Here is a 2,984-nt window from a genome sequence, read left to right as displayed (position 1 = left end):
GCGCATCGCCCCGCTGGCCCGGGTTGGTTGCGTGGTTTCCCAGCGCACGGTCCCGTCCTGGCCCGCGTTGGTTGGTGTTCCCGGCACGCCGTCCCGCCCTGGCCCGGCGCCGTTGCGTGGTCGCCGTGGTGCCTCCACGCCGACCCGTCCGCGTGCCGGGCGATCCGCTGCGCCTCACAGCGCGACGAAGCTGCCGGCGATCGTGTCGAAGCGGGGCTGCGTGGCCGCGAAGTCGGACTCGCTCGCCGTCCACGAGAGCAGGTGGCCGGTCGGCAGCCGGAGCTGGGCCGTGTGCCAGCGGCGGCCGGCCGCGTCGTAGCTGAACTCCCGATCGCCGCCCGCCGCCGCGGCGGTGACGGTGAGCCGGACGCCGCCGGCGGGGTCCACGAAGCAGACGGATGCCGCGTCGGTGCTGCGGAGCCAGTCGGACGGCAACGCCAGCCGGAACCCGGACGGGTCCGTGTGCATGATCGAGCCGTCCGGCTCCGGCCCGCCGACGATCGAGGTGGCGCCGGCGGCGGGCAACGACGGCGGCGAGGCCGGGTCCGCGCAACCCACGGGCGCCGCGGCCGAGGAGGGGGAGGACGACGACGACCGGGACGGCAGCGACAGCACGACCGCCGCCCCGGCACCGGCGAGCAGCGCGGCCACCCCGGCAGCGACCAGTGCCCGCGGCCCGCCGACCCGCCGCAGCGGCGAGCCTCCGCCGACGGCAACCGGGGTCCGCGCCGCGCTGGCCGGCGGTGGTGTGGCGGCGGCCAGGGTCTGTGCCGCGTTGGCCCGCGGTGGCGGCGGGGCATCGGTGGCGGCAATCTGATCCCGCGGCCCGCCGAGGGCAGCGGCCGGGGTCTGCGGCCCTCCGGCCCGCTGCGGCGGCGTGGCGGTGCCAACGGCGGCCGGGGTCTGCGGCCCGCCGGCCTGTGGCAGCGGGGCGTCGGTGGTGGCGATCTGGTCCCGCGGCCCGCCGACAGCGGCGGCCGGGGGCCGCGGCTCCCTCGCTCGCTGCGACGAGGCGCCGAGCCGGCCGACCGCGAAGCCGAGGCGCCGCAGCGGCGACCGGCCGCGGACCAGGGCCGGGCGGCCCACGAACGAGGCCGGCGTCGAGTCGGGAGGGGGGACCTGGGCCGCGGCGGAGACCGGCGACGCCGGATCGGCAGACACGACCGCGTCGAGGAGCAGGCGGGCGCGGGTGGCGGTCAGGCGCTCGCCCGGGTCGCGGCGCAGCAGGCCCTCGACCACGGGTGCCAGCGGGCCGGCCCGGAGGAGCGGGTCGACCGGCGACGACGTCAGCGCGCCGAGCAGGGACGTCGTCGTCGGGCGGGAGAACGGCGGGCGGCCCTCGACGGTGTAGTACAGGGTCGCGCCGAACGACCACAGGTCGCCGTGCGCGGTCGACAGGCCGTCTCGGACGCGCTCCGGGGCGACGTACGCCGGCGACGCCACCACCGGGCCCGCGGACAGGGGGAGGGCGTCGAACACCGCGATGCCGAAGTCGCCGAGCAGGACGCGGTCGTCGGCGGTGATGAGGACGTTGGCCGGCTTGACGTCGCGGTGCAGCACGCCCGCGCGGTGCGCCGCCGACAGGCCGTCGAGCACCGCCAGGGCGACGCGGGCCGCCTCGGCCGGGTCCAGCGGGCCCCGCTCGCGGACGACGGCCTCCAGCGAGCGGCACGTGAGGTACTCCATGACGATCCACGGCCGGCCGTCGCCGAACAGGACGTCGTAGACGCGCACGACATTCGGGTGCGCGAGCCGGGCCGCGGCCCGCCCCTCCTGGAGGGTCCGCGCCCACAGGTCCTCGGTGAGCCCCGGCACCGGCAGGATCTCCTTGACGGCCACCGGCCGGTCGAGCAGTTCGTCGGTCGCCGCCCACACCCGGCTCATCCCGCCGGATCCGATCACGTGCGAAAGCCGGTACCGCCCGGCGATCGTGTCACCCATGTCAGTGCTTCGGTGCGGGTTCCCGCCCGGATTGGTGCACGGCGGCGGTTACGCCGGGCGATCCCGTTTCGGCAGCTTCGAGACGACCCACCGGTACGACTCGTCGACCGCTTCGACGATCTCATCGTCCGGGATGGCCCCGCCGTACCGCAGCGTGTTCCACCCGGACCGCCCGATGTAGGGCATCACGGCCGCGTCGTCGGGGTACCGGTGCAGCCACTCGTCGGCGGCCTCCCGGCTGGGCGCGCACTTGACCCCGACGGTGGTGGACCCGGGACCCCCGATGAACGCGAAGATCTTCGCCCCGACCTTGACGACGACGTCCCCCTCCCACGGCTGGTCCTGCCAGGCCCCGGGCTTGGCCAGACAGTGCGCGAGGAGCTCATCCCTGGTCACGGCTTCACACCGTACCGCGGGAGTTCGACGCGGATCGTGGGGCCGGCGATCGCGTGCCACTCGGCTGCCGTGTCCGGGTGGACGCCGCGGACCGTCAGGCGCGGTGAGCGGAGGAGGTCGCCGGTGCGGACCGGGTACTGCCGGGGGCGCAGCACCACCGTGAACAGGGCGAATGCCGCGTTGGCCAGGGCCGCGACGAGGAAGATCGCGACGCCGGTCTCGAACGCCAGCACCTGCAGGGCGAGCGTCGCGAGGATCATCGCCAGCCAGAGTGCCAGCACCGCGAAGTTCGCCAGCCGCTGGAGCAGGACGAGACGGGCGAAGCGGCGGAAGCGGGCCGCGTCGGCCCGGCCGAGCGGGAGGGTCAGCCGGTTGACCCGTCGGGCGTCGGCGACCGCGTGCGCGGTCAGCTCGACCCGCTCCGCCGGCATCGAACCGTCGACGACGGATCGGCCGGGCGTCGGGACCGGGTTGTCGGCGACTCTCCAGGAGATCTTCACCGGCCCATGATCCACTCTACGATGCCCGGACGGAAGAGCCGCCGCCCCGGCGGTGGCCGGGGCGGATCCGCCGGTTGGCCTCGCCGGTCGCGTCGAGTCCGACCTGTTCAACCAGGGCGTCCGCCCGGCCATCAACGTCGGCACCTC

The 2,984-nt window shown here is 76.0% G+C and carries 3 protein-coding genes; all 3 read right to left on the bottom strand.

What is annotated here, in order from left to right; all coding sequences use genetic code 11:
* Positions 1–174: 174 nt before the first annotated feature.
* From ABZS66_RS54305 to ABZS66_RS54295, 3 genes are read right to left on the bottom strand one after another with little or no spacing between them, the layout of a single operon-like run.
* Entirely contained in the window at positions 175–1,941 is a 1,767-nt protein-coding gene (locus tag ABZS66_RS54305) for a protein kinase (RefSeq protein WP_354771577.1), read from the bottom strand.
* 48 nt (positions 1,942–1,989) lie between these two features.
* A complete protein-coding gene (locus ABZS66_RS54300; protein WP_354771575.1) occupies positions 1,990–2,337 on the bottom strand; it encodes an MmcQ/YjbR family DNA-binding protein in 348 nt (115 codons plus the stop codon).
* A complete protein-coding gene (locus tag ABZS66_RS54295; RefSeq protein ID WP_354771573.1) occupies positions 2,334–2,837 on the bottom strand; it encodes a hypothetical protein in 504 nt (167 codons plus the stop codon). Before ABZS66_RS54295 ends, ABZS66_RS54300 begins: the two co-directional genes overlap by 4 nt.
* Positions 2,838–2,984 lie beyond the last annotated feature (147 nt).

It is taken from the genome of Dactylosporangium sp. NPDC005572 (genome assembly GCF_040605515.1).
GTDB lineage: Bacteria > Actinomycetota > Actinomycetes > Mycobacteriales > Micromonosporaceae > Dactylosporangium.
The sequence above is the reverse complement of the archived record's forward strand: the minus strand, read 5'-3'. Positions and strand labels throughout refer to the sequence as shown.